Source organism: Lysinibacillus sp. NPDC047702 (assembly GCF_050272555.1).
GTDB lineage: Bacteria > Bacillota > Bacilli > Bacillales_A > Planococcaceae > Lysinibacillus.
Genome location: NZ_JBNNMG010000045.1, coordinates 1 through 25,981, shown reverse-complemented (window position 1 = coordinate 25,981; position 25,981 = coordinate 1). Strand labels below are relative to the sequence as shown.

At 35.6% G+C, this 25,981-nt stretch carries 24 protein-coding genes, 1 pseudogene and 2 riboswitches; of the genes and pseudogenes, 6 read left to right on the top strand and 19 right to left on the bottom strand.

The genetic code is table 11. The features are described 5' to 3' along the window. The coding region (locus ACQKIM_RS18945; RefSeq protein ID WP_427546834.1) for a hypothetical protein at positions 1–219 on the top strand (219 nt) is incomplete at its 5' end. Here ACQKIM_RS18945 and ACQKIM_RS18940 read toward each other — a convergent pair. The 9 genes and pseudogenes from ACQKIM_RS18940 to ACQKIM_RS18900 form a co-directional block, all read right to left on the bottom strand. Then, positions 161–1,009: an N-acetyltransferase family protein gene (locus ACQKIM_RS18940; RefSeq protein WP_427546831.1), complete on the bottom strand. Its 849-nt coding sequence runs from the start codon at positions 1,007–1,009 to the stop codon at positions 161–163. The genes ACQKIM_RS18945 and ACQKIM_RS18940 overlap by 59 nt on opposite strands. Before the next feature lie 24 nt (positions 1,010–1,033). Then, a complete protein-coding gene (locus ACQKIM_RS18935; protein ID WP_427546828.1) occupies positions 1,034–1,582 on the bottom strand; it encodes a histidine phosphatase family protein in 549 nt (182 codons plus the stop codon). A 119-nt stretch (positions 1,583–1,701) separates the two neighbouring features. Continuing rightward, positions 1,702–3,009: a Spo0B domain-containing protein gene (locus ACQKIM_RS18930; RefSeq protein WP_427546825.1), complete on the bottom strand. Its 1,308-nt coding sequence runs from the start codon at positions 3,007–3,009 to the stop codon at positions 1,702–1,704. A 304-nt stretch (positions 3,010–3,313) separates the two neighbouring features. Then, complete coding sequence (locus tag ACQKIM_RS18925; protein WP_427546822.1) at positions 3,314–4,339, bottom strand: C45 family autoproteolytic acyltransferase/hydolase; 1,026 nt, start codon at positions 4,337–4,339, stop codon at positions 3,314–3,316. 520 nt (positions 4,340–4,859) lie between these two features. Next, positions 4,860–6,314 (bottom strand): spore germination protein, encoded by a 1,455-nt coding sequence (locus ACQKIM_RS18920; RefSeq protein WP_427546819.1) that lies wholly within the window; start codon positions 6,312–6,314, stop codon positions 4,860–4,862. Positions 6,315–6,471: 157 nt separating this feature from the next. Further along, on the bottom strand, positions 6,472–6,939 hold the full coding sequence (gene ribH / locus ACQKIM_RS18915) for a 6,7-dimethyl-8-ribityllumazine synthase (RefSeq protein ID WP_427546817.1): 468 nt from the start codon (positions 6,937–6,939) through the stop codon (positions 6,472–6,474). A gap of 17 nt (positions 6,940–6,956) precedes the next feature. Beyond that, the gene (ribB, locus tag ACQKIM_RS18910) at positions 6,957–7,574 is read right to left on the bottom strand and encodes a 3,4-dihydroxy-2-butanone-4-phosphate synthase (protein WP_427546814.1); all 618 of its coding nucleotides are present in this window, start codon (positions 7,572–7,574) and stop codon (positions 6,957–6,959) included. 27 nt (positions 7,575–7,601) lie between these two features. Beyond that, positions 7,602–8,240 carry a riboflavin synthase gene (gene ribE, locus ACQKIM_RS18905; protein WP_427546811.1) on the bottom strand — a complete coding sequence of 213 codons (639 nt, stop codon included), beginning with the start codon at positions 8,238–8,240 and terminating at the stop codon, positions 7,602–7,604. Positions 8,241–8,481: 241 nt separating this feature from the next. After that, positions 8,482–8,607, bottom strand: a riboswitch (FMN riboswitch). 115 nt (positions 8,608–8,722) lie between these two features. Next, positions 8,723–8,848: riboswitch (FMN riboswitch) on the bottom strand. A 304-nt stretch (positions 8,849–9,152) separates the two neighbouring features. Then, a pseudogene (locus tag ACQKIM_RS18900) lies at positions 9,153–10,053 on the bottom strand (SDR family oxidoreductase). 249 nt (positions 10,054–10,302) lie between these two features. Between ACQKIM_RS18900 and ACQKIM_RS18895 the strand changes: the two are divergent. The 3 genes from ACQKIM_RS18895 (at position 10,303) to ACQKIM_RS18885 (ending at position 13,583) form a co-directional block, all read left to right on the top strand. Next, entirely contained in the window at positions 10,303–11,430 is a 1,128-nt protein-coding gene (locus ACQKIM_RS18895; RefSeq protein ID WP_427546808.1) for a YibE/F family protein, read from the top strand. After that, entirely contained in the window at positions 11,430–12,206 is a 777-nt protein-coding gene (locus ACQKIM_RS18890; RefSeq protein WP_427546806.1) for a YibE/F family protein, read from the top strand. Before ACQKIM_RS18895 ends, ACQKIM_RS18890 begins: the two co-directional genes overlap by 1 nt. A 759-nt stretch (positions 12,207–12,965) precedes the next feature. Then, positions 12,966–13,583, top strand: a complete 618-nt coding sequence (locus ACQKIM_RS18885; RefSeq protein WP_427546803.1) for an HAD hydrolase-like protein — start codon at positions 12,966–12,968, stop codon at positions 13,581–13,583. Positions 13,584–13,629: 46 nt separating this feature from the next. Here ACQKIM_RS18885 and ACQKIM_RS18880 read toward each other — a convergent pair whose 3' ends face one another. From ACQKIM_RS18880 to ACQKIM_RS18865, 4 genes are all read right to left on the bottom strand, one after another. Next, a complete protein-coding gene (locus tag ACQKIM_RS18880; protein WP_427546800.1) occupies positions 13,630–14,454 on the bottom strand; it encodes a methyl-accepting chemotaxis protein in 825 nt (274 codons plus the stop codon). A 254-nt stretch (positions 14,455–14,708) separates the two neighbouring features. Further along, entirely contained in the window at positions 14,709–15,683 is a 975-nt protein-coding gene (locus tag ACQKIM_RS18875) for a VanW family protein (protein ID WP_427546797.1), read from the bottom strand. Positions 15,684–16,141: 458 nt separating this feature from the next. Next, on the bottom strand, positions 16,142–16,750 hold the full coding sequence (gene safA, locus ACQKIM_RS18870; protein WP_427546794.1) for a SafA/ExsA family spore coat assembly protein: 609 nt from the start codon (positions 16,748–16,750) through the stop codon (positions 16,142–16,144). 256 nt (positions 16,751–17,006) lie between these two features. Beyond that, positions 17,007–17,630 (bottom strand): hypothetical protein, encoded by a 624-nt coding sequence (locus ACQKIM_RS18865; protein ID WP_427546792.1) that lies wholly within the window; start codon positions 17,628–17,630, stop codon positions 17,007–17,009. Between the two features lie 145 nt (positions 17,631–17,775). Here ACQKIM_RS18865 and pgeF point away from each other — a divergent pair, with 145 nt between their 5' ends. Continuing rightward, on the top strand, positions 17,776–18,540 hold the full coding sequence (gene pgeF / locus ACQKIM_RS18860; protein ID WP_427546789.1) for a peptidoglycan editing factor PgeF: 765 nt from the start codon (positions 17,776–17,778) through the stop codon (positions 18,538–18,540). Positions 18,541–18,636: 96 nt separating this feature from the next. Here pgeF and ACQKIM_RS18855 read toward each other — a convergent pair whose 3' ends face one another. From ACQKIM_RS18855 to ACQKIM_RS18830, 6 genes are all read right to left on the bottom strand, one after another. Next, entirely contained in the window at positions 18,637–20,001 is a 1,365-nt protein-coding gene (locus tag ACQKIM_RS18855; protein ID WP_427546787.1) for an amino acid permease, read from the bottom strand. 273 nt (positions 20,002–20,274) lie between these two features. Then, positions 20,275–20,625 (bottom strand): DUF378 domain-containing protein, encoded by a 351-nt coding sequence (locus ACQKIM_RS18850; protein WP_427546784.1) that lies wholly within the window; start codon positions 20,623–20,625, stop codon positions 20,275–20,277. Positions 20,626–20,842: 217 nt separating this feature from the next. Then, on the bottom strand, positions 20,843–21,328 hold the full coding sequence (locus tag ACQKIM_RS18845) for a methylated-DNA--[protein]-cysteine S-methyltransferase (protein WP_427546782.1): 486 nt from the start codon (positions 21,326–21,328) through the stop codon (positions 20,843–20,845). Next, positions 21,312–22,229: a DNA-3-methyladenine glycosylase family protein gene (locus ACQKIM_RS18840; protein ID WP_427546779.1), complete on the bottom strand. Its 918-nt coding sequence runs from the start codon at positions 22,227–22,229 to the stop codon at positions 21,312–21,314. The genes ACQKIM_RS18845 and ACQKIM_RS18840 overlap by 17 nt, the downstream gene beginning before the upstream one ends. Then, positions 22,226–22,792: a bifunctional transcriptional activator/DNA repair enzyme AdaA gene (locus ACQKIM_RS18835; RefSeq protein WP_427546776.1), complete on the bottom strand. Its 567-nt coding sequence runs from the start codon at positions 22,790–22,792 to the stop codon at positions 22,226–22,228. The genes ACQKIM_RS18840 and ACQKIM_RS18835 overlap by 4 nt, the downstream gene beginning before the upstream one ends. 19 nt (positions 22,793–22,811) lie before the next feature. Continuing rightward, positions 22,812–23,582 carry an isocitrate lyase/PEP mutase family protein gene (locus ACQKIM_RS18830; protein WP_427546773.1) on the bottom strand — a complete coding sequence of 257 codons (771 nt, stop codon included), beginning with the start codon at positions 23,580–23,582 and terminating at the stop codon, positions 22,812–22,814. Positions 23,583–23,811: 229 nt separating this feature from the next. Between ACQKIM_RS18830 and ACQKIM_RS18825 the strand changes: the two genes are divergently transcribed. Then, positions 23,812–25,602, top strand: a complete 1,791-nt coding sequence (locus ACQKIM_RS18825) for a sensor domain-containing diguanylate cyclase (protein ID WP_427546770.1) — start codon at positions 23,812–23,814, stop codon at positions 25,600–25,602. The last annotated feature ends 379 nt before the right edge of the window (positions 25,603–25,981 follow it).

The following is a 25,981-nucleotide window of genomic DNA, read 5'->3' as shown; positions in this document are numbered from 1 at the left end:
GCCGAGCAAATTGCTTCTCTGCCTGAGCGCTTCTTCTCGCTAGCCGAGCAAATTGCTTCTCTGCCTGAGCGCTTCTTCTCGCTAGCCGAGCAAATTGCTTCTCTGCCTGAGCGCTTCTTCTCGCTAGCCGAGCAAATTGCTTCTCTGCCTGAGCAGTTTTTTAGCCCCAGTATTTCTTCATCTGTACCTGCTCTGTTGTCACCTCAAGTCCATTTTTAATCAAATAATCCGTTGCTGGGTTATTTGCCAAAAAATTCACTGTAGTGATCTTTACCTTTTGATTCGTTATGGTTGATAGGAAGTACGGAATATCCTCCACCTTGCCATTTTCCAACAGCTCTAACTGGTACAAAATGATTCTGTCAATAGCTCCCTCTTGATTACATACTGTTCTATATAGTAGATAACCGATAGCTTCTTCGTGGTCATTATAAAAAACTTTTGCTTCCCCTTGTTTATTGCTCTGCCAGCTACATTGCCATGGAACCTCTTCCCGATAAACAGGTAAATGTGCAAGCTGCTCTGGTCTTATCGTTTTCACCTGCAATACCCTTTGTTTGTTAATTTTCGCTTCAAAATCTCCACTTAAATAGAGTAGGTGATCTGTAATGACATAGCCAAATTTCTTATATAAAGCAATGGCTGCCACATTCTCTTTAATAGCTTCAAGAGTTGCTATTTCAATGCCCTCTCTTTCATAAATGGCAATAGTTTCTTCCATTAAAGCTCGAGAGACACCCTTTCCACGATAATTCGGAGAGACGCCTGTTCCTCCATTCCAAGAAGTTTTCTTGCCATCAATTTGTCTAAAGCCATTCATTACAATGCCAACAGGTTCATCATTTGCAAATGCAACAATCGACAGCTTTGGCGATAATCCTTCTCCCACAAGTCGAGTTAAAAACATCTCTTCATTCATATCAATCTCGACAAAATACCCTTCAAAGCCTTTATTCCAGGCATGTAGAACTTGTTCTAATGTGCATTGCGATACTGTTTTGATTTCCATAATTCCCCTCATTTCAATATAAAGTTACTGGTAATTGAGTCGAGCCAATTTCTCCAAAGTCAGCTTTTTGACAATTTCATAGCCATTTCCAGCACCAAGCGGCTTCACAACGACCACCCCCATATTTGAAATATGCCCTAACCCTATACCTTCTGGAAAGCTATGGGCAATGATTGCTTGATTCATTCGATATGGAGGCTTCTTTTCTAATACAGCCTGTAAGTTTGACAGTATTCTCGTCTGTTCATTTAGAGGGATTTTTCCACCTAACGAATAGATATCAAACCAAAAGGGATCAATTTGTATACATGTGTTTGGAAATGCAAGTTGTGCCGTCTCAATTGTACGACAAAAAGGACTTGCAATAATCGGTGAAGCAACTGGAATTTGCCAATGTCTCAGTAGTTGTCCAAAATATATTGCCTCCCTACGCCCCTCCTCAGATAGATTTCTCTGACTCATACAATCTTGAAAACTTAAATTCAGCTGATCTATACCGACTGTTGCTTCTCCATGTCGTGCATATAAAATGAATCCACCTTTTCTCCATAAATCAAGATCTGATATATTCAATTTTCTTTCCTCCTAATAATACCATTTAGCTTCATAGTAATATATGAATCAGCTGTCAGAAACGATCACTATATAGCCAAAAAAGCTTCCTACACTGTATTTATAGGAAGCTTAGCTGTTTATTTTATTGGAATATTTACAATGGCGGTTGTCTCTAAATGTTTGGATGAATCAATCGAAATTTGCCCGTTATATTTATGGACAATTTCATTGACAATAAATAAGCCCTGCCCTCTAATTTTCCCACTTTCTGGTTTTTTAGTGGAAAATCCTTGCTTATATATTTGGGAAGCATCTAAAATATTTGGCCCCGTATTGGTAACTTTAAATTCATAATACAGATCATCTGCATTACAACAAATAGTTATTTTCCGTTGCCCTTCTGGTAATTCTGTTGCAGCGTCAATGGCATTATCAATTAAGTTTGATAAAATTTTGATTAAATCTGTTGTCTTTATTTTATTAAAATCATTCTGTGAAATGGTGAAATCCATATCGATATTATGATTTTGGGCTGTTAATTTTTTCGTCTGCAATAAAATCGATAAGCCAGGATGATTAATATTTAACTTCAATGACCTAATCGCCAGCACCTCTTTCGACAGTGAAGATAAATATTGCTTTGCCTGTTCAGGCTTATCTAGTTGAAGTAGTCCATGCAATACTTGTATATGATTAGTAAAATCATGTCTTAGGGAGGATACAGAAGTAATTAAGGTTTTAATTTCAGCTAGATAGGTATCCTCCGTTGCCCCAACCTCTTTAGCAACCTCTTTTTGATACCATCTTTGTAAAAATAAAAATGAAGCAATCACAATTAAAATAAATACGCCATTAAAAATAAAGATAAACAGATTATCCTCGATTACTTTTCCCTTTATGCCATTCAGTGTATCCGCACTAATATCAATGCCAAGGTATGCAATAATCGTACCTGTTTTATCTCTAATTGGTGCTCCAACTGAAAGATAAGAACCATGTACAGAATCTGGGATTACCTCTGTCACATATGTTTCTCCCATATAAGCCCTTTGTACTTGCTGCTCAGGAACTGTACAGACCTCTCCAATATCAAAGCCTTCTGTTAATTCACTAGGCATTCCCATAATCATAGCATGTGAAACCTTTGGATTATCTACCTGTAAGGTATAAACAAATAATGCACCAAGTTTAATTCTCGCATCATTTAAATAGCTTCGTAATTCCCAATAGTAATCAGTCTTTTCTGGATTATTTAAAAATCGTTGGTACGCCTCCACATCGATTGAGGATGCAATCGAAATAGCAGCTTCCAGACTTTGGTTCGCAATGGATTCTTCTACCGTTTTTTTCATTTTAATATACGATGTAAAGATATTTAAACTAGTAAACAATAGTAATAAAATAGTTGATAGGATTAGGATTAGTTTTAATTTTCGATTTTTCATACTAAGTGGTACTTCCTCATCTCTAGAAATGAATAATGACATGACATGATGTAGCTGGAGCAAGGTTTTTATAGCGGCTATGTCAACAGAAACAAATTTGTAAATGACCGTAATCATTATACTATAATAAACTTCTTCTTTTTTAGTTGTTTAGTGTTCTTCCTTTAGAGTATATTTCTTGTTTATCCTACTTTATCAAAATCATAAAAGCAATTTTTATTTTAAGTGCCAAGCAAAGTAAAAAAAGAGAGTAGCTTGCAAGCTACCTCCTTTTCGAAAACATGTATGATTTTACCACACAGCTTTAATTTGTATAGATGATGCCTTTTATCTCTTTTGGAAGCGTTAGAGCTCCTGCCAAGTATTCTTTAAATGAAAATGCTATTGGCTGTGCATTCCCTCCGATTCCGACAAGGATCTTTAATGTTTTCGGTTGATAAATAATCGTATGTAATGTGCCGAAGTATTCGTGATAATTATCATAAAATAATGGTGAATTTTCAGCATTAAAATGCTGATAGACGGCTGTAATGGAAAGCTCTTCCTCCAGTAATTTCGTTAAAAACCGCTTTCTGTGAATAGAACCTTCTATCATTTTCTTATTTTTTTCTATTAAATGTATGGATTCAAAATGATTTGTACAAATTAATGGGTTTCCCCGCTTTATCACTTGCTTCTGTGGGGTGGCTTCTACTACTATAGCTCTCCCGCTACAATCTGTCATAGAATAATTATAGCAGTAACCATGGGGAATTTCCTTTATTAACATACATGCCTCTTCGATTGTTTTACATTGCTCTAATAGTATACGAACAATTGTAGAAGCAATAAAGCCTTCTTCAGAGTGCTCATGATTAACAAAATGCAGACCAACAACTAACCCGTATTCATTCATCCCATCCAGTCTACCAATGATTTGCTGACTAAACCCGATACTTGCATAACCATTCTCTGGATTAGAAAAGACAAGCCTAGCATCGTACAAAGCTGGACTGAAATCATAATTACGGACATACATCCCATCCTTCACTAATGCTGTGCAGCCCATCTTCGGAAAAGAAATAGAATAGCCACTGTACAATCTAAGCACAGTGTCTACCGATAAAGCTGCACCAGCACTCAAGCCTTCCATCTCATGGATGAGCTGTGGACAATGTTTCTGTAAAAGTTGTTTCGCTATTTGAGTATTAGTAGATCTAGTTAAGTGCAGTAAAATATCTTTTTGCATCTGTAGTAAAGATAATAGCCCCTTGCTTTGCTGTAAACCAATTTGGTAGTAGCTACCGTTCACATCTTCAACTTTGACGATTAACTCTTTATAACCTAGCATGTTAATTTCTCTCCCTTATCGTACTAACTTATTTTCCAACATCATAAAGCTTCAAGTAAATAGAAGGTCAAGAAAATAATTATGGACTAGGTATACCAGTACCTAGTCCATTCTTAGTGTTGAAATACTATTATGTCAATGACATCAAGGTGACAAATTAAAAAGTATAGCCCTTTTTCAAAACGAGGGGTTGATCTCCGTTCCGACTGAGTGCTTTCCTGGGGGCGTCCGATGAGCCGCTTCACTCGCATAGCGAGACAGACGAGACCCTGAGGCCAACACGATGTTGGTCACGAAGGCGTTGTCACAGGACGTGACGCATTTAGTCTTCGTTCCTCCAGCGCAGGAAGCGGCTCGTCGCTCGCCCACAGGAAGCCTTGCTCTGTGCGAAAGCGAAGCGTCAGCGGCAAAGCGAGTAGCCTGGAACGGAAATCACCTTCATTTGACTTAGGAGTGTTCACAAAGAGTCCCTTGACCATTTAGTTTTTCAACACTATGTATGGGCTAGGTATACCAGTACCTAGTCCATTTTTTTGTTTTTACGAGAAGTTCTAGTTTTATCCTGCAAATTTAAAAATGCTGGGCGTTTACCGTAGCCTTTAGGAGATAATCTCACTAAGGATTTTTTCATATCCTGCCAATCTAAATCTGCTCCTAAGTTTAAGTATGGAATGCCAAGCACTCGCAAATTTGCTGTATATAGCAGAATGAAAAAAATCGCTATAAAGAAGCCATACAAGCCGAAAAATGCTGCCGCTAATATAATGATAACGCGGAATATACTCATTGCCGTGACAAAGGATTGATTGACAAGCGTATAGGCTGCAATGCTAGAAATAGCAATGACAACTATCATCGAAGGACTAGTTATACCAGCTTTAATAGCTGCATCACCAATAATTAAACCTCCAACGACACTCATTGATCCACTAATGATACTTGGGAGCCGTATATTGGCCTCACGGAACATTTCAAACATAAATACCATTAGTAATATTTCTAGAACTGTTGGAAACGGAAGCCCTGTCCTTGATTGCACAACTGTTGCTAAAAGAATCAAAGGTAATTGCTCTTGATGATAGGTCGTAAGCGCTAGCCAGAAGCCTGGTAAAAGCACGCTAATTAATATGCCCACAATACGGAGCAGTCTTTCCATAGAACTTACAAAAATCGGATAATAATAATCCTCGCCTGATTTAAAGACTAGAAGCACGTTTGCTGGTGTAATAATGGCATAGGTGACACCATCCACCATTATTACAATTCTACCATTGATTAAGGCCTGTACAGCAAAATCAGGACGACCTGTGTAATCATGTCTAGGAAGAATTTTTGCGCTTTGCTCAATTCTCTCCATTAAAATATCGCCACTAAACACAATATCCGTATCTACTTTTTGAAGATGTACTTTGATATCCTCTAGCATTTCTTTATTAACAATATCATCCATATAAAGGATTGCTACAGATGTTTTAGAACGCTTGCCGATTTCATATGTTTCAACACTTAATGAATTTGTAGGTAATCGTTTTCGTAATAAAGCAATATTAATATCGATATCCTCAATAAAATCGTCTCTTGGACCCTTTATGACTAATTCAAGGGATGTTTCTCTAGGCTCTCGGTTTGGCTTTTTAGGAATATAACTTGTAAATAATAATTGTTCCTCTTCAAAATACAGCAGTACATGTCCTTTATAGAGTTTTGTAATGACATCCTCTTTTTCTGAGATTTTGTTCAAATGAGGAATGTGTAGATGCTTTATAATATCTTCCTCTAATAATTCACCTGAAGTCTTTTCAAGCATCGATTGGAGCTCTTGAACAATAACGGTTTGTAGTAATTGTTCATTAATCATTGCATCACAATAAATAACATGTACTGTATGTTGCTGCATTGTATACCTTTGAAAAATCACATCAGCAGAGCGTTGAAATAATGCCTTCAAAGTTTGCAAATTTACGATTTGTTCCATTGAATATTCCTCATCTCCTACTGATTCAGCTCCAGATTCGTACATGCATCAATACACTTACACAATATTTTCCCCATGCTTGTTTAAAATATTCAGGTTTTAGGAGGATAAGATACTTTAAATGAATAATTTCAATTAAATAAAATCAAACTATGTTTTAGCCAATCATTCTCTTTAAATTCGCCATTTCAATAGCAGACATTGCGGAATCATAGCCTTTATTACCTGATTTTGTACCAGCACGTTCAATGGCTTGCTCAATATTTTCAGTTGTCACAATGCCAAAAATAACTGGCACATTTGTTGTTAATGATACATTGGCAATTCCTTTTGCTGATTCATTGCATACATAGTCATAATGTGTTGTAGAGCCACGAATCACTGTCCCTAAACCAATAATGGCATCATATTTCTTTGTTTCTGCCAGTTGTTTTGCAATAAATGGAACCTCAAATGCACCAGGAACCCATGCTACATCAATAGAGTCCTCAGCCACACCGTGACGCTTTAAACCATCGAGTGCTCCATCTAATAATTTACTTGTTATAAATTCATTGAATCGACCTACTACGATAGCAATTTTTAAGTCTGTACCAATTAATTGTGCTTCAAATGTTTTACCCATATCTAAATTCTCCTCTTTTAAATTGTAATTTTGTGATTTTGCTGACGATATAACACCAATTCTTCAATTGAAATTATTTTTAGCTGATGATGCGTTGCATAGCTGATCAATTCATCGAAGCGTAGCATTTTGCCATCGTTCCCCATAATTTCACAAATAATGCCTGCGGGAATACTGTGACAAAGCTTTGCTAAATCAGTGGTTGCTTCGGTGTGACCTCTACGCTCTAACACACCATTCTTCTTTGCGATTAGCGGAAATACATGACCAGGTCTACGAAAATCATCAGCCTTTGCTTGTGGTTCAATCATTTTTTTTATTGTCATTGCTCGTTCGAAGGCGCTAATTCCTGTTGTTGTATCCATATGATCAATGCTAACTGTAAATGCTGTTTGATGATTGTCTGTATTGTTACTTACCATAGGTTGTAAGGTTAATTTTTGTGCGAGCTGCTGTGTAATCGGTGTGCAGATAAGACCTCTTCCATATGTCGCCATAAAGTTTATCGTTTCAGGCGTCATATGCTCTGCTAAAGCCAGTAAATCTCCTTCATTTTCTCGATCCTCATCGTCTACTACAATAATCATCTTGCCCTGTTTTAAATCCTCTATTGCTTCTTCAATTGTGTGTAGCAATATTGGCACCTCCTTACCATTCATCGTTTAAAATCCGTTTTGTGCTAAAAAATCTCTCGTAATAGCCGGCACTTCCTGATTACGCTTTAGCTGGTGTAAAATGTATTTTCCAACTAAATCCGTTTCAATATTAACGGGAGCACCTATTTTCTTCATACCTAAAATTGTTTCCTTATACGTGTGTGGTATTAGTGATACTGTGACACTTTTTTTCTCAATTTGAAAAAGTGTTAAGCTCGTACCATCAATCGTAATAGAGCCTTTTGGTATACAGTAGTTTATTAATTCCTCGGATAGCTCAATATCAATATAAACTGCGTTTGCTAATGGTCGCTTACGTACTATTTTTCCTACTCCATCAACATGCCCAGATACAAAATGACCACCGAATCGTCCATTCGCAGGCATGGCGCGCTCTAAGTTAACTGGATCTCCTACAGCAAGCTGCTGTAAATTAGTTGCCTTCACCGTTTCTGGCATGACATCCATTGTCAGCTCTCGATCAGTAAAGTTTGTCACAGTTAAACAAACACCATTGACCGCTATACTGTCTCCGAGCTTAACATCCTCCACCATTTTTGCTGAAAGAACCGTTATTTCCATACTTTGCTGATTGCTTTGCAAGGTTTTTACTGTACCAATATCCTCAACAATCCCTGTAAACATTTTTCCACCTGCTTTCTTTCTACGCGTTAAAAGCTCTATCCATCGGTTTTGTGATTCTATGCATCAGTTTTTGGGGTCAATCCATCATTTTTCTATTTCTATTCATCACTTTCAGCATTCTATCCCACTAACAAATAAAAACCCCTTCATCGTTTTGAAAGGGGTTTGGGAGTTCATATAAATAAGACGTCAACAAATAAACCATTTTGGATACTCTATTTTTTCCATAGGCTGTCATCTCATCGTTCTTCTCCCATCCAGACTATCACTGTCGGTTTTGGATTTGCACCAAATCAGCTTTCGCTCACGGACTTTGAATTGCTTCATCACCGCCGATTGGGAATTTCACCCTACCCCGAAGAACATCTCGCTATTTAATTTATTCGCTAAAAAAAACCTCCCAATCTCAACGACGGGAAGTTAACATAAAAGCATAATCAAATAAACCTTATAAATTCATACGAATTTAAAAAGTTTGCACTTTTACCCTTCTCCCATCCAGACTATCACTGTCGGTTTTGGATTTGCACCAAATCAGCTTTCGCTCACGGACTTTGAATTACTTCATCACCGCCGATTGGGAATTTCACCCTACCCTGAAGGATTTTATTTAGCTTATTCTTTACGATAACACTATTCTATAATATTATCCATACAATTGTTTATAAAAATTTTTCTTTTATCAAGTAAGTCTTCATTAAACGGTGCTGCTACATTCAACTCCTCGATTTTCTCACAGCCGATTTGACCCCAAAAATTGTTCTGATTGAAGATCCATTTCGCCTTGGCGTAATTGTTGCTGTCGCCTCGCTTTCGCATAGAAAATGAATGAAGATAAAATAATTGGAAATACCACCCATAATTTGAATTGCTTTTGTTTTACAAATTAATCGACTACAACTTTAAAATTACTTACGTTTCCGTCATAATGCCACCATTGACATGCAGTACCTGATCCGTAACAAAAGAAGAATCATCAGAAGCTAAATAAATATAGGTAGGTGCAAGTTCAAATGGTTGCCCAGCTCGTTTCATTGGGGTTTCTAAGCCAAATGTTTTGACATATTCTGCGGAATAGCTTGAGACAATTAGTGGGGTCCAGATTGGTCCAGGGGCAACTGCATTCACTCGTATTCCCTTACTCGCTAATTGCAAGGATAATGATCTAGTGAATGAAACAATCGCTCCTTTTGTAGAAGAATAATCGACAAGTAACGGGGCTCCAGCGTAAGCAGTCACGGAAGCGGTGGAAATAATTGCCCCACCCTGCTTCATATAAGGTAATCCTGCCTTTGTCATATAAAAATGAGGGAAAATATTGGTTTCATAGGTATCATACAATTGTTCATTTGAGATATCTAAAAAGCTTTGCTGCGGGAATTGTACGCCTTGATTTAAAATAAGTATGTCTAGCTTATCGTAACACTCAATCGTTTTTCTTACTGCTTCCTTAGAAAACTCAGGATGACGTAAATCCCCTTCAATTAATAGAATGGATTGCCCATATGCCTCACCATTTGCTTCGTTGCTTCTGCATCAGGTCGTTCATGTGGCATATAGGTAATAGCCATCTGGGCTCCTTCCTTTGCAAATCCAATCGCAACCGCACGACCAATTCCACTATCTCCCCCAGTAATTATAGCGATTTTCCCATTTAATATTCCGCTTCCTTTATATGCCGGGTTGTCAGAAATAGGAACTGGCCGCATAACATATTCTAGCCCTGGCTGAACATCTTGATGCTGTGGCGGGAATGTAATGGGAACTTGCTTGCACTTTTTTTATATCCAATATAAGGATATTTCGGAATCACATTGTAACCTCCTTCCGATATGGAAACTACACGATTCGATATGATTAGATATATGTTGCTAATGCTAGGAAAAGACATACAGCACGACACAACCTCTCAATTAACCATAAACAGTAAAAATGAAATCAATTTGCGGTTCACTTGACAATAAAAAATCACAGTGATATCGTGAGTCATTATTTATAGCGTCCCTTTCAGAAGTCAGTGGATTTTACTCTATATTCTCTTCATTCAACGGAGGTTTTACTATTGCATAACCTAGTGAAAATAAGAAAGTATAAACAAATTGTATTTTATGTTCTATTAGCATTTTGCTTCATCGCCTCTGTATTTTTTGTTAATAATAACGAAGCCTTTTATCAACGCCCTATTGCAGAAGTGATTAAAATACATGTGGTAGATTCAACGCCTGTAACAGATATGTATAATAATAAGGATTATGTATATACACAGCATATTACTGCTGTCTTAAAAAATGGACAAGAAAAAGGTCAGATTATCAAATTAAAAAATAACTATTCTACCTCTGGGGCATTCGATCAAGAATATCATACCGGAAATAACTTGTTTGTTACCATTAAAGAGAGCAAGGACAAGAATGGAGATTTAACAGGTACAATCTTAGACGTGAAGCGTGATCAATTCGTTTTAATGATAACGTGGGTGTTTATTTTTGCATTGCTAATAGTTGGCAGGAAGCAAGGGTTGTTTTCAATTATAAGTTTAATGGTGAATGCTCTTGTTTTATCATATTCCTTAGATTTATACGTAAAGCATTCAAATATAAGCTTGTTACTCATCAGCGGGGTCTGTGTTCTTTTATTTACAGTTATTTCTTTAATTCTCATTAACGGCTTTAATGAAAAAACTTATGCAGCAATTGTTGCAACACTTTTAGGAACCTTTATTTCTGTATTGATTAGCGCTTTAGTTCTATGGATTACATCCGAAAATGGGCTTCGATATGAAGAAATGCAATTTCTAACACGACCTTATCGAGTGATTTTTATGGCTGGGTTATTTATTGGGGCACTAGGAGCTGTAATGGATGTCTCTATTACAATGTCTTCTTCAATTTTTGCCTTATTTAATCAAAATCAAAATATTTCTAATCAAGCACTGAAAACCTCTGGGATGGATATCGGAAAAGACATTATGGGAACAATTACAAGTATTTTGTTTTTTGTTTATATTAGTGGTTCAATTCCTATGTTAATTTTATATTTGAAAAACTCTTATCCATTAGGACAAACACTTTCCTTGAACCTTTCATTAGAATTAACTAGGGCCCTTTCAGGTGGAATTGGTGTTGTCTTAACAATTCCCATTAGTCTATACACTTCTATTTTTTTCATTAATCGAAAGAGGGCAAAATAATGAATGTATTAGTGTGGTTAACTGCTATTTTATTCATCTTGATGATCATTATTGGCGGAAAAAAAGGAGCACGATCTTTCCTATCTTTATTTATAAACTTTGGGGTTCTCTTTATTACTATCTTTTTAATGACTAATCCAAAAAATAGTCCAATTTTATTAACGTTGATCGCCTGTATTGTTATAAGTTGGATTAGCCTTTTTTATATTAATCAAATAAGTAGTAAAACAGTCACTGCTTTTATTTCTACGATGATAACAATCATTATTTTGTTACTTTTCATTGTATGGATAACGGATAAATCTATGCTTCAAGGATTTGGAGAGGAATCAACAGAGGAAATTAGTATATTCTCCCTTTATATTGGTGTCAATTTTGTGCAAATCAGTGCTTCGGTTATCATTATGAGTACAATTGGAGCCATTTTGGATGTTGCGATTTCAATTTCCACTTCTATGCATGAGATTCTTCATCACAATCCATTTATTAGTAAAAAGAAACTATTTACATTAGGAATGAGCATAGGAAGGGATATTTTAGGTACAGATACTAATACTCTATTTTTTGCTTTTTTCGGTGGATATTTAAGCTTGCTTATATGGTTTAAGGATCTGTCCTATTCAATTGGTGAGATCATTAATTCTAAAGTATTTAGCACTGAATTAATGATGATCTTTTGTGCAGGTATTGGGATTGCATTAATCATTCCTATTACTGCATCTGTAAATGCCTATTATTTAATAAGAAAAAAAGAAAAAACAGAAAATGCATCATAATTAATATGTACCTTTCCACCACACACATAGGATGAAAGGTACTTTTTTATTTAAAAATGAATACTATGTCTAAAAAGTTTGTCTAAGTTGCGAAATCGTATAGTGAAACATAATAAAAGTGCTTACATTAGAAAAAACTTTTTTGCTATAGTAAAAAACAGGCGAGTTAGTATTATGGAGATGTACTAACTAAAGAAAAATAATCGCTGATAATCAACATCAGGATTTAAATTTAACATCCGAATAGATTCACCAGAGGGTACAGAATTTTGCACAATTTATTTAACTGAAAATTCTGTAATTTTATTATGTTAACTTCACTATAATCTTTTTAGCTATCGAAGGAGTTTTAGCAAGTGGATAAAGAATTAAAACAGATCGTAGCTCTTTTAGTTAATGTAATACTTTCATTAATTATGAAGAAAACACAGTAAATAAGATTTATATATGGAGAAACCAAAGACTTTTGTTTGAAGTTATTTGGTTTTTTGTCTGTTAAGTAAGGTATTTTTCTGCTTTCTCCAAAATAAAGCTTTTCATTATTCAATAGGAGCATTTTCCGATACAATATTTACCACAGCGATGTCTATTTTGCATTTGTACAAAATTGAAAAAATTACTTTCCTAGGGTCATTTACCACCACCTGCTTCATATGCTATAGAATCTTGTTATTATACTTTAAATCGGATTTCTTAGGTACGTAACATTTTCAAGGACTAAGCGTCTATACAACTAGAACATAAAGGAGAACATTTTCAATGAAATATATCATCTTTGATTTTGATGGCACATTGGCTGATTCTACGGCTGTATTTGCATCAGCTTGGAATACACTTGCACAAAAATATAAATTTAAAGGAATAGAGTTAAAGGAAATTGAATCATTGAAAAAATTATCTATAGCGGAGCGCAGTAAATTATTTGATTTTCCAATGTATAAATTACCCATGATTTTACCTCAATTTTATCGTCTATACCGACAGTCATTAAATGAGGTTCATCTTTATGAGGGAATCAAGGATGTGCTGATGGAAATTGATAAAAGAGGCTATAAAATCCTTATTATTTCGTCCAATTCCCAGGAGAATATTTTAGAATTTCTAAAAATGAATGATATTCATTGTGTATCAAATGTACTTTGCTCAAATCGTATTTTTGGGAAGGATAAAGTGCTGAAGAAATTTTTAAAGGACTCCAGCAGTACTGCATCAGACGTTTTATATATAGGGGATGAACAAAGAGATATTGTAGCATGTAAAAAAGTCGGGGTACCAATTATTTGGGTTTCTTGGGGATATGATTCTATTGAGGTAATTCAACAGGAAGAGCCTGAATATAAAATAACTGTTCCAAAGGAAATTTTAGAAATTATTTAATCAAAGAGGGATATAGCCATAAAATAGAAAGGCTATACCCCTCTTTTTAATTTTTCACTTCACTAATGTGCATTAATTTTTCTGCTGTGCTATTAACACCTTTATAGGCATCTGTTAATTCATACATACTCGCTGAAAACTGTTGAGTAAATGCTGCAATTTGATTTGCTGATTCGTTTACTTGATCTATGGCTTGTTTAATACTCTCTAATTGGTTTGTAATGCTATTCGCACTTTCAGTACTGCTTTGAGACATTTTTTGAATCTCAGTGGCAACTACTGCAAAGCCACGTCCATGCTCACCAGAACGAGCTGCCTCGATGGAAGCATTTAATCCAAGAATTTTTGATTTCATAGCTAAATCTTTAACTAAATCTACAATGGCATTAATTTGTTGAATATCACCAGTCATGGACTCTGAGAACTTAGATAGTTCCTCTAATCGATTGGAAACATCTACACTTGCCTTTGCTAATTCTTCATTCGTCGCAGTCATTTCTTCCACTGAGCTCGATAGCTCTGTTGCTAGTAAACGCATATGGTCCATTTTTTCATTTGAAAGTATCGCACTGATAACACCGATTACTTGTCCACCTTCAAAAATAGGCTGTGCAGATGCAATATAGGCCATGCCAAAATCCTCAGCACTTCGCTCTTCTCGGATAAATCTACCTGAGCTAAGTGCCTTTTCAGTTGTTGTTCCACGATATTTACCTACAGGATCACCGACACCAACCTTTAAATCCACTTGTTTTCCTGGCTTGTAGGCAAGGACTCTCTCTGTATCTGCAACAATTAAACAAGCATCTTCTGGATAGGTTACCTGGTAAAAATCGATTGAGTCTATTGCTGCCTGTAGCTTTGCATGCATTGTCTTTTCCCCTTCCCCATTTACAGATTAAGGTTCATCCATCATATGAGGTGCATTATCTGTTTAAGAGCTCTTTATAAGGTAATTAAAAGAGTCAAAATATTTTTTTCAGAATCAAAATATTCCCAACCATATACACTGCATTAGCCTATAAGGATGAACCATCATTATACTGAAATACCTCAATTTAACTATAGCATGACACATTTAAAAAGACACCCCTTGAGCAGAGGTATCTTTAGCATTAATTATGTTTATTTCAATAATTCTACATATTTTTTTGCTGTCCTTATCTCCACAGTTAAAAAATTTTCCCCGTAAATAGATTTGATTAAAAACGGTACGTCACTTGTGTTGTGAAACCTAAAATCTAAGCCTCCATAGGATACCGTAGCATCCCTTCCTTTTGGAACATAGCCAACATCTAAGGAATGGTGATGACGTTCCACAAACTTAATTGGCAACTGATCTACTGCATTAAACAAAGTTGACGAAGTTTGACAAATACCACCACCAATGCCCATCACCACCTTCTTATTAATGATTTCTGGTGCAGGCTGATAACCATTCGCCTCATCTCTTGGTCCAACAACGGTGTTAAATGAAAAATAATCCCCGCTTCCGACAATAACATTATGAATCGCTTTAGCAGATAATTGGATATTTTTATTTCTTCCGACATCAGCACTATTAAAATAAGTGGTATAAGATGCGACAACGGTTTCCTCTAAATAAGGAATATCCTCCAGATAATAACCGCTTTCTGTTATATAAAGCGGCATCACTACTTTACCACCAGATGCTGAAGCCTCTAATATTCTATCCACCAATTCTTTTTCTTTTAAAACAATTAAAGGAATGCCCTTTATTATTTTTCCGTTATCATCCAGCCTATCAAGTATCATGCGCTGGTCATAACCAGCTGTATCTCCACTTCCTCTTGCCAACGCTTTTGCCAAATGTTCAATTTCCTTTGTATACGATGGCACATTGTTTTCATAACCCATTTCATTTGGAGAAATTGTCTGTATAACCGTATTTGTGGAAGGATCAACAATTTCCACAACAGTCTCCAATTGTTGCTTTTGCTCATACATAACAGCCTGTTGCTCCTGCTCTAAATCTTGTACTTCCTGTTCCAGCTTTTTCTCTTGCACCGATTTCTCTTGACAGCCGACTAGTCCAATTGTGCAGAGCATACAAAGCATGGGTATCCATTGCTTTTTCATGAACAAACACCTACCTCTATCGTCACTACAGAAACATCTTATTCATATATTGAGGATAGTGTGTTACTTTTTTGGGTTTTTATTTGCAAATGAAAATCTATAAATAACATGTAGTATACCTTCAAAACAACTATTTCCTATTAGAGCTTGAAAAGAAGTGGGTGAAATCACGAGCACAGGCCATCCTCCTCAAAAAGCAATAATGAAAAATGTTAAAATCTAAAATTAAACATGATTACATTGAAAAGAGCACCTAATAGCCAGTTTTAGCTACTAGATGCTCTTTTTGGGTTTCAACTATTATTTTCCATAAATTGTGGATGAATGTCCTTTTTGTAATTTATAAATATACTTCAAAATATACTTTTTTCTTATATGCCAAGTACGAGATGTCCTTCAATCTATATGAGTTTTAATGAAAATAAAGCTTACCTGACTTTGATTCAGGCAATACAATACTATTTTTGAATAAACATTTGTGTCCAGTAGTTACCATCCTTCACATATCCTACGCCGATATGTGTGTAGTTTTTATTTAAAATATTAGCTCTATGACCAGTACTGTCCATCCATGCTTTCACAACTTCCTCTGCTGAACGTTGTCCCATTGCAATATTTTCGCCAGCCGATTTATACGTTATTCCAAAGTTTTTCATCATTGTAAATGGTGTACCGTAAGTTGGACTTGTGTGATCAAAGTACTTTTTATCATGCATATCTTGAGATTTATAATTTGCCACTCGAGAAAGCTCCCATTCTTCTTTTAAGGCTGGTAGACCTTCTTTAGCTCGCTCTGCATTGACTAAAGTTACAACTTCCTGTTCAACGCTTGCCTGCTCTTTCGTAGGAATATTAATTTTTTGTCCCGGATTAATTTGATCTGGATTTGCAAGTTGTGGATTTGCTTCAATTAGTTCTTGTATACCTGTTTGTGTTTTTACAGCAATTTTCCAAAGCGAATCACCTGCTGCAACTGTATATGAATCGGCTGCCATCGCCCCGACTGGAATTAATAAGGATGCAGATAATACGGACGCAAGTGCTGCTTTTTTTACTCTTTTAAACATGTTATTCATTCCTTCCTGATTGGCTCTATATTTATCGTAAATAGTTTCTAAGTATTAATCATCACTAAATATTTGGAAGGAATTTTACAATTGTATGACACAAGCTGAAAACAGGTACACAATGACTTATACAGCGCTGTTCTCACTGTTTAGCTTTGTAACATTATTGCAATATGATTGTAATCGGTATAAATTACCAACATTTTTTAAAACAAAAACCAATTATACTTGCCCATAATTTAAGTAAAAAGGTATTTTATTTAACCTTTTTTCGATAAAGTCTATAAATTAAAACAATATAGAGTCCATCATAAAATAGAGTTGCAAGTGAAATAATGGTAATCAAGGGAGTTCGAAAGTACATATAAAAGCCTACTGCTGCAAATACAGTGCCAAGCATTTTACAAACTGCTATGCCCATCGATTGACCGCTAAGATTTCCTCTTTGTAATAACAAGGCAATAAACAGCCCTGACATCATCAGATTTTGTGAAAATGCCGCATATATTCCAGCTATATCATTAAATTCGTGCATCATTGCTAAAATAATGAAAAAGCTAGCACCAAGCGTTATGAAAAATGATGCATAAAATATTTTACTAGGAATTAATTTTTGATATTCTTTATGACCATATCTTAAATATTGCATCATTATAATAATGTCTAATATAAACCAAAGAAAAGTAATCATCCTTTGGAGATCGTTTTGTGGGTACATAAAGGCAAAGATAAATTCCCATGAAATATTGGCACAAATGGCGGCCATTGGCATTCCATACTTCTTATCTTGGAATCCCTGCTTGATAATGAGTATATATGTAATAATCCAAAATAGCCCCATGCCTAATTGACAAATTAATAAAAGCTTTTCTTGAGCCATTATACACACTCCTTCTATTTATGATTCTTCGATACTATATGTGAAGAAATCTATTCTTTATGTCTAAAAATATAATAGAAGGGTATAAGTATGAAGTGCCTATACATTCACAACTCAATCCTATATAGTAAGACGAGGTGATGATATGAAAACTAAAATTTATGTGGATAATGCCCCATTTATTGCTGGCATTACCTTAAAAGATCAGATTGAGCTAGAACATAATAATATGGCTTTGCATACTTGTGTGAATATAGCGGATGTGCTTGAAAATCGCAAAAATTTAGCAGCTTCGTTGCATTGCAGCCTCAATAGTTTTGTCTGCACACAGCAAACACATAGTGCTAATTTTTATTGCGTTACAGCCTCCGATAAAGGACGAGGAGCTGAGCAATTGGATACTGCCATTGCCAATACTGATGCACTTTACACACGTGAGCCAAATTTACTTTTATGTAGCTTTACTGCCGATTGTGTACCAGTAATTTTTTATAATGAAGTCAATGGGCTCATTGGCGTTGTGCATTCTGGCTGGCAAGGGACAGTGAAGGAAGTGACAGTGAAGCTTTTCCAGCATCTAATCGAGCAAGAGCACTGTCAGCCACAAGATTTTCATGTACAAATCGGTATGGCACTGAGTCAACAAAAATTTGAGGTAGATACGGATGTCTATGAAAAATTCCACAATCTAGGCTACGCTGAGGATTTTATGTATTATAATGCTCAAACTAAAAAATATCATATTGATAATCAACAAACTGTCAAAAAACAATGTGAGCTTGTTGGTATTCCTTCCAAGCAGATTGACATTGATGCAACCTGCACATATCTTAGCCCAAATGGTTTTTCCTACCGCGAAGACAAACAAGCCGGCAGACATTTAAGCTATATTATACGAAAAGAACAATAGGTAAAAGGGACAATCCGCGATAGATTGTCCCTACTCTATTTATAATATGTTCTAGCAATGAAAGGAGCATCTCCAAATAGACACTTCCTTCTCACACTACTGATGCTCATGACGGTTTTTACCAATGCCAAATACATAATAGCTTATCGTCACTAAAGCTAAGAAAATAATTCCCACGATTAATGAAACGCGTGTATCATCATTAAACCACATTCCGATTAGTACCATTACTAAAAAGGCGATTGTCAAATAGTTTGTAATCGGAGCAAATGGCATTTTGAATGGGTGCTTAGATAGCTCCGCACCATGTGCTTTTCTGAATCCTATTTGACTGATTAAAATAATAAACCAAGGTACCATTCCTGGTAAAACACTTGCACTATAAACATAGACAAATAAATTTTCTGGCGCTAAATAGCTTAAGACTACGCCAATCACTAGACCTACTAAAACACCTGCCGTCCCGAATAACGGCACACCATTATGAGAAAGTTTGGCAAAAAATCTCGGTGCTTGACCATTCATAGCCAATGTATACAACATTCGACCAGCACTATAAATCCCACTATTACAGCCCGACATTGCTGCTGTAATTACAACAAAATTAATAATACCAGCTGCTGCTGTGATCCCCACCTTAGCAAACGTAGCGACAAAGGGACTGCCAATTGTACCTAATTCATTCCATGGATATACCGTTACGATGACAAAAATGGCACCAATATAAAAGATTAAAATACGCCAAATAATACTTTGAATTGCATTTGTAATTGTTTTTTGAGGATTTTTTGCTTCTCCAGCTGTAATACCAATCAGCTCGACCCCTTGATAGGCAGCAACTACTAATGATAAGGCGAAGAAGAAGCCTGTCCAGCCACCTGTAAAGAAGCCCCCATGATCCCATAGATTAGATAGCCCAATAGCAATACCATCATTACCTAGACCAAAGAAAATAAGACCGATTCCCGCGATAATCATTAAAATAATTGTAACGATTTTTATCATCGCAAACCAAAATTCAAACTCACCAAATGATTTTACTGAAATAAAGTTAGCGACACCTAAAATAACCATTGCAATGAACCCCGGAATCCAACCTGGTAAATCTGGATACCAGTATTGCATATATGTACCCACCGCAATTATTTCTGACATACCTACAATAATCCATTGAAACCAGTTACTCCATGCTGTTAAATAACCAGCCAATGGATGAATATATTTATAGCCAAATGTTGCAAAAGAGCCTGTACTTGGCTCCATATACAGCATCTCTCCCATAGCCCGCATAATAAAAAAGATAAAGATACCAGCTATGGCATAGGCAAGAAGCACGGAGGGACCTGTCCACTGAATAGCACTGGCTGAACCCATAAATAGACCAACGCCAATTGTACCACCTAGCGCAATCATTTGGATATGACGTGCCTCTAACCCTCTTTTTAATTCTTTGTTTACCACTCAAATAACGCCTCTTTCTTTGATGTTTTTCTAAGTTGAATAATTACTTTTTCTATAATAATAAATACACTCTAAAAACACAATTGTATTTTTAGGAAAAACATATTTTTTTAATACGAAGGCTAAAAAATATAGTTATTAACTTACTAATAAGGGTAATAAAAGCTAAAGCAAGGCACAAAAAAACTGACGAACCAAATGGAAGGGCACTGAAAAACTAAAAATCGACTTTTTCAGTGCCCTCACCAAATGGTCACCAGTTTTAAATTGCGATTACTTTCTGTTTTTAGACTTATTAGAAGGCTCTCTTTTTTCTACTTTCTTCACTTCAGTTGTTTCTACTTCAGTGAAATCCGCCTCTTCTCCAGCCTCCATACCATAACTTGGATTTCTGTCTATACGAGTATGCGGATCGAAATCTTCGTCCTCCTCAAAACGCTTCACAAGAATCGGTATGGTTATGATTCCGGCTATCCCGACTAATGCATAAATCCATCTTGACAATACTGCTGTTTGCCCACCGAACAAATAAGCCACTAAATCGAACCTAAAGAATCCTATGAGTCCCCAGTTGATGGCACCAATAATGACTAACACTAAGGCAATTCTGTAAACTACGCTCACTTCTACACCTCCTTCATTTGTAATCAAAAAAGTCCAGAAAAACTGTCATAACAGAGATGAAACTACAAATACTGATTGTAATCAAATCGCTTATTTTGACGATCTTATTTTTTGCAATAACCGCTGTTTTATACAAACAGCATAAAGGCAAAGTTCTGACTACAAATAAAGAGAGGTAAAACGTTTTTCATTTAGTAAACATCCCAATATTTAGGAGTTATTTAGACCTTTGATTTGAGTTTTCATGCTGAAGTAGCCATTCCTTTCTCCACAGCCCGCCTTCATAGCCTGTTAACGTTCCATTTGAGCCAATTATGCGATGACAAGGAACAACGATACTTAATTTATTTTTTCCATTTGCACTGCCTACTGCTCTTACCGCTTTTTCATTGCCAATTGAAACGGCAATGTCTTTATAGCTTGCTGTTTCACCATATTCAATATTTGTTAAGGCATTCCATACATCTTTTTGAAAGACTGTTCCCTCAAAATCATAGGAAATGTTAAATTCTTGACGCTCACCAATAAAATACTCATGTATTTGCTGATGACACTCAATTAAGATTTGCGGCGTATCTTTATGAGGAACATTTATGAGTTGCTCCTGCTCTGAGAACATAATAGAAACTATATGTGTAGCTGTTCCCTCTATTTCAAGGATACCAATAGGCGAAAGATAATCTAATTTATAGCGTTTCATCATATAAAGACCTCCATAAATAAAAAGTGGCATATGCCTGCCAGCCTGTCCAATGGATAGCGTAGCTAGCTATTTCTTCAATCGTTGGCTTTTGATTTAGTACTAATTGCTTTTTTAAAGCATTATGAAGTCCAACATCAGCAATTGGAAATGACTCAGGTTGCTGTAAGCACTTCATTAGCACATAATCCGCTGTCCAAGCACCGACTCCTCGAATCGTTACTAGATATTTTTTCATTTCATCATAGTCTGTTTTTAAAAGTAATTTTTCTTTTGATAATTGTCCACTTGCCATCATCTTAGCGATATCAATAATGTATTGTGATTTTCTAAGAGTAAATTGTAATTGACGTAAATCGTCCATCTGGATTGTCGCAATCCTTTCAGGCGTTGGAAACAGCCAGTAGGTTTCTCCCTTAAACGTCACGTTTTCCCCAAATTGCTCTACAAATCTTCTCTTTAATGTGTAAGCAAATGTTAAATTAATTTGCTGCCCACTAATTGCCCATACGAGTGCCTCAAATAAATCACGCATGCCAATTATGCGTAATCCATAATAGTTTTGTACAAGTGGCTTCAATATAATATCCTCTTTAGCCATTTTGTAGAAACTGTTCAAATCTTTTTCTAAATCAAACCATGCCCAAATATACTGAGCAATTTCTTCATGACTTCTTTCAGATGGGACATGCATAGGAAACACGACTTTGATGGAGTTTGATTGTAATTTTATTTGACATAAAATTGGCTGCTCATTTATTTGCAGCAGTTTATATAAAAAGTCATCCTTTATCTGATGCAGTACTTCCTGATCAGACCTTTTTAAAAAAATTAAACACTCTTGAGCATTGAATTCTTTTGGCGGATAAATCTCTATAGAGTTCTTCTGACTAATCCAATTCATCCTCTTAGCTCCTTTTCGCGATATTCACTAGGAGAGCAATGCTTAACATGTCGAAATACTTTATAGAAGTTTGAGGAACTTTGAAAGCCTGCTTCATAGCAAATTTCAAGATTAGAATAGCATGAGTTTTTTAAAAGGTAGGCAGCCTTATCTATTCGGATTTTTTCTAAATAACTTCGTGGTGTTTCCCCGGTTTCTTGTTTAAATAGTCGCTCTAGATGAAATGGACTAATCCTAATATGATTCGCAATATCCTGCAAGGTTAGTCTTTGTTTATACCCATTGATTAAGTAGGCTGTTACATCTTTAATGAGCTGAGCATGGGGGGAATGCTCTATCTCAGGCTGGCATCTTTTACATGCACGATAACCAGCATTCTCAACCTTTGGTATTTCATCGTAAAATTCTACATTTATTTTTTTGGGCTTTCTCGATTTACACGAGGGACGACAATAAATTTTAGTGGTTTTGACAGCCGTATAAAAAAGACCGTCATACGTTTGATCACAAGCTATAATTTTTTCCCACTTTTCATCAAAAGAAAGGTTAATTTTCGTGCCCACTATATTTTCCCCCTTTATGTTATTTTTCATATAAACATGCTGTATTTTGCTCCTCTAGTAATTGGGAAGCATTCATTTTCAAATAGGCGATTAATTTATCTGATAACGCATTGCCGAAGCTAAATCGTTTAACCCCTAACGCTTTCAGTTTATGATAATCTGTTAGTTCTGGTAAAGAAAGTAGATTAATAGGGGCATTTATATTAGAAGTTATCTCCTTTATTTCCTCTTCATTAGCTAATCCAGGAATAAATATGCCACTCGCTCCGCTCTCTACATAGAACTTAGCTCTTTCCATCGTTTCATTGAACGGTTCCCGCATCTGAAAATACGTATCTGTTCTAGCATTAATAAAGAAATTGTTATAACCTCGATTATCTAGCATCGTTCTCATTGCTTCTAGTAGATGACAATGCTCCTTGAGGTTTCGTAATCCTTTTTGCTTTTTTAATGAATCCTCAATGTTAATCCCAGCAACACCAACGTCTGCTGTCCTTAAAACATTATCTAAAATGGTTTTCTGTTCACTACCATAACCTGCCTCAATATCTGCGGATACAGGTATTTTTACATTGTCTGTCATGGTTTTAATAATAGACAAATGACGATCAAAATCAATAAACTCACCATCTGCATACCCCAATGAGTTCGCAATCCCCCAGCTTGTTGTACCAATCGCTTTGAACCCTGCTTCTTCTAATAGTAATGCAGATAATAAATCCCAAGCATTTCCTATTAATAAAAGCTCCTTGCCAGCATGTAGTTGATGGAATTCCTGAATTTTTGACATTATGTAGCCTCCTAATGATATATTAGTCATCATATTATCAGGAAAGATACATTCAACTCGTCCTAAATCTTGCTCTTATGGTCTGTTCACCTTTCTGTTTAATTTCTTTTATTGTCGTTACTAACATAGAATAGAATATGATATATTTACATAAAAAACTTGATTGTTAGTAATCTTATTAAATTTATTTGCAAACTTTCCAGTATCAGAAGGACAGGAGAAAAGCTGAATGATGAAAAATAAAATGATGAAATATAGCTTGATATTTTATTTTTTAATCGCATTACTATTTTTACCTATTTCGACAGGTCATGCTGCGGAGCAAACAGATCCTATTATTTTAGGTCAGCATTATGATATTTTTCGAGATACTACCAATAAAGCTACCATAGAGGATCTAGTAAGTGGTACATATGACAAATCCTTTGTTGCGAGTCATCAGGACTATTTATTTTTTTGGCATACAAAGGATACGATTTGGTTAAAATTATCGATTCAAGAGTTAATAACGGATAAAGAAGATTACTGGATTGAGATAACTGATAAGCTAGATAATATTGAGCTATTCCTAGTGAAAGAAGACGGTTCCTATCATGTACAAAAGAGGGGAATATCAAATATTGATGAACAAAACATTCAGTATCGCTCCAATATATTTTATATCAATAATCCTTCAATAAAAGAAATTTATCTAAAGTTAGATGGGGTTATGCCCTTAAGCGTAATCTCTTATCTGTATACAACGGATAGCTTTATTAATAGCGTGATTGACTATAAACATTTAACAGGAATCTTTTATGGCTTTCTATCTGCTCTTTTAATCTATAATCTCTTTTTATACTTTTCATTAAAGGAAAAAGCTTATTTATACTATGTTTTATATATGTTTAGCTTTATTCTTTATCAAGCAACATTGAATTCTTTAGATATTGAATTAGTAGGTCAATTAGTACCTTCATGGATTTTAATCAAATCCTTAGTCATTAGCGGTAATCTATTATTTTTGTTTATGCTTCTATTTTGTTTAGAATTTCTTGAATTAAAAAAATATTTACCAAAATTCCACATGATAGGAATGCTTCTCTTAGGGATAACTTGCCTTTCTTTAATGGCTGTGTTTATCATTCCTGATGTTTCAATTGTTAATAATTTTACAACAACTTTTGCTGTAGTGGTCTTTGTATTTCTATGGATATGCGGTTTGTTTGTATTGTTAAAAGGTCAAAAAATGGCTAGATTTTATATGATAGGCTGGACTGTTTTGCTTGGCTCTGTCATAGTCCAGGCATTAGCCTTTTTAAATATGATTCCTTTCCATCCACGTATTTTTGAGGATATTCCCGCCATTGGTGCCATGTTTGAATCCATATTTTTATCATTAGCATTGGGCGATAAAATCAATATTATCAAAAAAGAGCATCAAGAAATGCAGCAGATACTGAATGAAACCCTTGAACATAAGGTGCAAGAACGAACTCAAGAACTAGAAAAGGCAAAATTGGAGCTTGAACACTTAGCAAATACAGACCGGCTTACCCAAATTCCAAATCGAGTAAGGTTAGATCATGATTTAGAAGAAGCATTTGAACATGCGCAGCAGCAAGACATACTCTTATCCATCATTCTCCTAGATATCGATTATTTTAAAGCAGTAAATGATGAATTCGGTCATCAAATAGGAGACATGGTATTAAAAGAAGCTGCTGAACTTCTTCAAGCCAGTATTCGCGAACAAGATACTATTGGAAGATGGGGAGGCGAGGAATTTTTAGTGATCTGCCCTAATACAACTCTTGAACAGGCAGTGCAGCTTTCTGAAACACTCCGACAGCAATTAGAAAATTATTCTTTCTCTATTGTTAAACGAAAGACTAGTAGCTTTGGGGTAACTAGCTATGTCAAGGGAGATTCACTTCATACCTTATTATCAAGATGTGATAAAGCGTTATATCAAGCAAAGGAAAGTGGTCGAAACTGTGTGGAATTTTTAATAGAGGATCCCCAGGTCTCCTCTCAATAGAGGTTAGAAATTACATTTTGCCAACAACAATACAAGATTCTTGCCCTCATCGGTTTCTTTGAGGGTTTTTTATTGATTTTTAATGCCCTGTAGAAATAAGGTTCCTTCACTTTTGATCGGCTATATCTGCTTTTTGGTTGGCTACTCGCATTTTTCGATCGGTTCTGGTCTTCTGTCAAGAAAGTGGACATAAAAAAGTGAGAGCTTTAAAGCTACCGCACTGCGTTTGGTGGGCAATGGAAATCAATTGTTCAAAGAGCTCGAACAATTGATTTCCATCGCTTGAAACGGTTTTGAGATTAACTTGCGTGTTTCTGTAACGTCAAGCGTTCAAATTGGTTCGGTGAACGATAGCCAAGGGTCGAATGTCTTCTACGTT